2 protein-coding genes are annotated in these 4079 nt (G+C 74.9%); both read left to right on the top strand.

The genetic code is table 11. From position 1 onward, the window contains the following. On the top strand, positions 1 to 1112 hold a 1112-nt coding region (locus tag CCN39_RS52620), incomplete at its 5' end, for a beta-ketoacyl reductase (protein WP_143264154.1). Between the two features lie 33 nt (positions 1113 to 1145). Beyond that, positions 1146 to 4079 (top strand): type I polyketide synthase (locus CCN39_RS26910; protein WP_143264153.1); only part of this gene is annotated, 2934 nt, incomplete at its 3' end.

Raw genomic sequence — 4079 nt, 5'->3', positions numbered from 1 at the left:
CGCCGACCGGCCAGGACGACGTGCTCGGCGCCGTCGTCCTGGCCGGTCGGCGCGGCGGCGAGGCGCCGGACGACCGCGTGACGGTCGTGGCGTGCGACGTCGCCGACCGGGAGGCGGTCGCGGCCCTGCTGGCCGAGCACCCCGTCACAGCGGTGGTGCACGCGGCGGGCGTCCTCGACGACGGCGTCGTCGACACCCTGACCGGCGACCGCTTCGCCGAGGTCCTGCGGGCCAAGGTGACCGGCGCCCGGCTCCTCGACGAGCTGGCCGGCGACCTCGACGCCTTCGTCCTGTTCTCCTCGCTCGCCGGCACGGTCGGCGCCGCGGGCCAGGCGAACTACGCGGCCGCCAACGCCGAGCTGGACGCCCTCGCCCAGTGCCGCCGCGCGTCCGGCCGGGCGGCCGTCTCGATCGCCTGGGGACCGTGGGCGGGCGAGGGCATGGCCGCCGAAAACGCCGACCGGATGCGGCGCGCCGGAGTCACCCCGCTGCCCGCGGCCGGCGCCGCGGCGGTCCTCGGCCGGATCACGCGGTCGCAGGTCGTCGCCGACATCGACTGGGACACTTACCCCGCGACCCGGCCGTTCTTCGCCGAGCTGGCCCCGGCGGCTCCGGTCGTCGCGGCGCCGGCCGGGCTCGGTGAGCGGCTGGCCGGGCTGTCCGCGGCCGATGCCGGCGACCTGGTCCTCGACGTCGTCCGCGAGCACGTCGCCGCGGTGCTCGGCCACGGCCGGGCCGCCGACGTCGCCCCGGACCGGGCGTTCAGCGAAACCGGCTTCACGTCGCTGACCGCGGTCGAACTGCGCAACCGGCTGGACCGCCTCACCGGGCTGAACCTGCCGGCGACGCTCGTTTTCGACCACCCGTCGCCGTCCGCGCTGGCCCGGCACCTGACCGCGGAACTGCGGGAGGACGAGCGCACGGTCGACGGATTGCTCGACGAACTCGGCCGCGTCGGCGCCACCCTCGGCGAGGCCGACCGGGTCCGCGTCGCCGAACGGCTGCGGCTGCTCACCGCGGGCTGGGCGGGCGAACCGGCCGCCCCGAGCCTCGAATCGGCCAGCGACGAGGAGATGTTCGACCTCCTCGGCAAAGAGTTCGGCATCTCCTGATCCCGCGCCCGCGACCTACGGAGTGAGAAGACGATGGACAACGAGGAGAAGCTCCGCTACTTCCTCAAGCGGGTCACGGCCGATCTGCAGGACACCCGCCGCCGGCTCCAGGAGGCGCAGGCCACCGAGCCGGTCGCGATCGTCGGCCTCGGCTGCCGGTTCCCGGGCGGCGTCCGCACCCCGGCGCAGCTGTGGGACCTGGTCGCGGGCGGGCACGACGCGATCTCCGGCTTCCCCGAGGACCGCGGCTGGGAACTCGGCTCGCTCTACGACCCGGACCCGGAGGCGCCCGGGACGTCGTACGTGCGCGAAGGCGGCTTCCTCGACGGCGTCGCGGACTTCGACGCCGGGTTCTTCGGCATCTCCCCGCGCGAAGCGCTGGCCATGGACCCGCAGCAGCGGCTGCTGCTGGAGACGTCCTGGGAGGCCCTCGAACACGCGGGCATCCGGCCACCGTCGCTGAAGGGCAGCCGGACGGGCGTGTTCGTCGGCTCCAACGGCCAGGACTACGGCACCCTCATGCTCGGCTCCGCCGAAGCCCTCGAAGGACACCTCGCGACGAGCAACGCCGCGAGTGTCCTTTCCGGACGCGTCGCCTACGCGTTCGGCCTGGAGGGACCGACGCTCACGGTCGACACGGCGTGCTCGTCGTCGCTGGTCGCGTTGCACCTGGCGGTGCAGGCGCTGCGGCAGGGGGAGTGCGACCTCGCGCTCGCCGGCGGCGTGACCGTGCTGCCGACCCCGGGGTCGTTCATCGCGTTCAGCCGGCTGCGCGGCCTGGCCCCGGACGGCCGGTGCAAGGCGTTCGCCGAATCCGCCGACGGCACCTCGTGGGGCGAGGGCAGCGGCGTGGTCGTCGTGGAACGGCTGTCCGACGCGCGCCGCCACGGCCACCCGGTCCTGGCCGTCGTGCGCGGCTCGGCGGTGAATTCCGATGGCGCTTCGAACGGGTTGACCGCGCCGAACGGCCCCTCGCAGCAGCGGGTGATCCGGGCGGCACTGGCCGACGCCGGTCTGTCCACTTCGGACGTCGATGTGGTCGAAGCGCACGGCACCGGCACGACGCTGGGCGACCCGATCGAGGCACAGGCGCTGCTGGCCACCTACGGTCAAGAGCGCGAAACGCCGTTGTGGCTCGGCTCGGTGAAGTCGAACATCGGGCACACCCAGGCCGCGGCCGGGGTGGCCGGGGTGATCAAGATGGTCATGGCGATGCGCCACGGCGTGCTGCCGCCGACCCTGCACGTCGACGAACCGTCGTCGCGGGTGAACTGGGCGGCGGGCGCGGTCGAGCTGCTCACCGAGCGCCGCGCGTGGCCGTCGGACCGGCCGCGCCGGGCCGCGGTCTCCGCCTTCGGCATGAGCGGCACCAACGTGCACACGATCCTGGAACAGGCCGAGGACCTCCCGGCCGCCGGGCCCGACGAGCCCGGCCGGGTCGTGCCCTGGGTGCTGTCCGCGCGGTCGCCCGAGGCCCTTCGCGCCCAGGCCGCCGCGCTCGCGGACGTCACCGCGCCGATCGGCGACGTCGGGCTGTCCCTGGCGACGACGCGGTCCGCGTTCGACCACCGCGCGGTCGTCGTCGGCGACCGCGACGGCCTGTCCGCCGGGCTCGCCGCGCTGGCCGGGGACCTCCCGGCCTCCGCCGTCGTCAAGGGGACGGCCGCGGCGGGCAAGGTCGCGATGGTGTTCCCCGGCCAGGGTTCGCAGTGGGCCGGGATGGCCGTCGAGCTCCTCGGCGAGTCCGCGGTGTTCGCCGCGCGGATGGCGGACTGCGCGGACGCGCTGTCGTCCTTTGTGGACTGGCAGTTGACCGACGTCATCCGCGACGCCGCGATGCTGGAGCGGGTCGACGTCGTGCAGCCCGCGTTGTTCGCGGTGATGGTTTCGCTCGCCGGGCTCTGGCGCTCGTACGGGGTCGAGCCCGCCGCCGTCGTCGGGCACTCGCAGGGCGAGATCGCCGCCGCGGTCGTCTCGGGCGCGTTGTCCCTCGAGGACGGTGCCCGGGTCGTCGCCCTGCGCAGCCAGGCGATCCTGGCCCTGGCCGGCGAGGGCGGCATGGTGTCGATCGCCGAATCCGCCGACGCGGTGGCCGCCCGGATCGCGCCCTGGGGCGAGCGGCTGTCGGTCGCCGCGATCAACGGCCCGTCCGCGGTGGTCGTCTCCGGGACCCCGGACGCGCTCGACGAGCTGGTGGCGTCCTGCACCGACGTCCGCGCGAAGCGGGTTCCCGTCGACTACGCGTCGCATTCGCCGCAGGTGGAACGGATCCGGGACCGCCTCCTCGAAGTCCTGGCCCCGATCCGGCCGCGAGCGGCCACGACCGGGTTCTTCTCCACGGTCACCGGCACGTGGCTCGACGGCACCGAACTCGACGCCGAGTACTGGTACACCAACCTCCGCCGTCCGGTCCGGCTCGACACCGCCGTGGCCGCGCTGACGGGCCAGGGCTTCCGCACCTTCGTCGAAGTCTCCCCGCACCCGGTGCTGACCATGGCGATCGGCGGCGACGAGGTGGCCGCGCTCGGCTCGCTGCGCCGCGGCGAAGGCGGCCTCGCCCGGTTCCACACCTCGCTGGCCGAAGCCTGGGTGCACGGCGTCGACGTCCGCTGGGACGACGCGTTCCCCGGCGCCCGCCGCACCGAACTGCCGACATACGCGTTCCAGCACGAACGCTACTGGCCTCGGCTGGTCTCCGGCGGTGACGCGAGCGGTCTCGGCCTGACCCCGGCCGGGCACCCGCTGCTCGGCGCGGTCGTGTCCCTCGCCGGCTCGGGCGGCACGGTCCTCACCGGCAAGCTTTCGCTGTCCAGCCTGCCGTGGCTGGCCGACCACCGCGTGCGCGGGGAAGTCCTGCTGCCGGGCACGGCGTTCGTCGAGCTCGCCCTCCGGGCCGGCGACCAGGCCGGCCGCCGCACCCTGGACGAGCTGACCCTGGAAGTCCCGCTGGTCCTGCCCGCGCAGGGC

Origin of the sequence: Amycolatopsis kentuckyensis (assembly GCF_002155975.1) — a bacterium.
GTDB lineage: Bacteria > Actinomycetota > Actinomycetes > Mycobacteriales > Pseudonocardiaceae > Amycolatopsis > Amycolatopsis kentuckyensis.
Note: the sequence above shows the minus strand (reverse complement) of the source record. Positions and strands in the feature narration are given on the sequence as shown.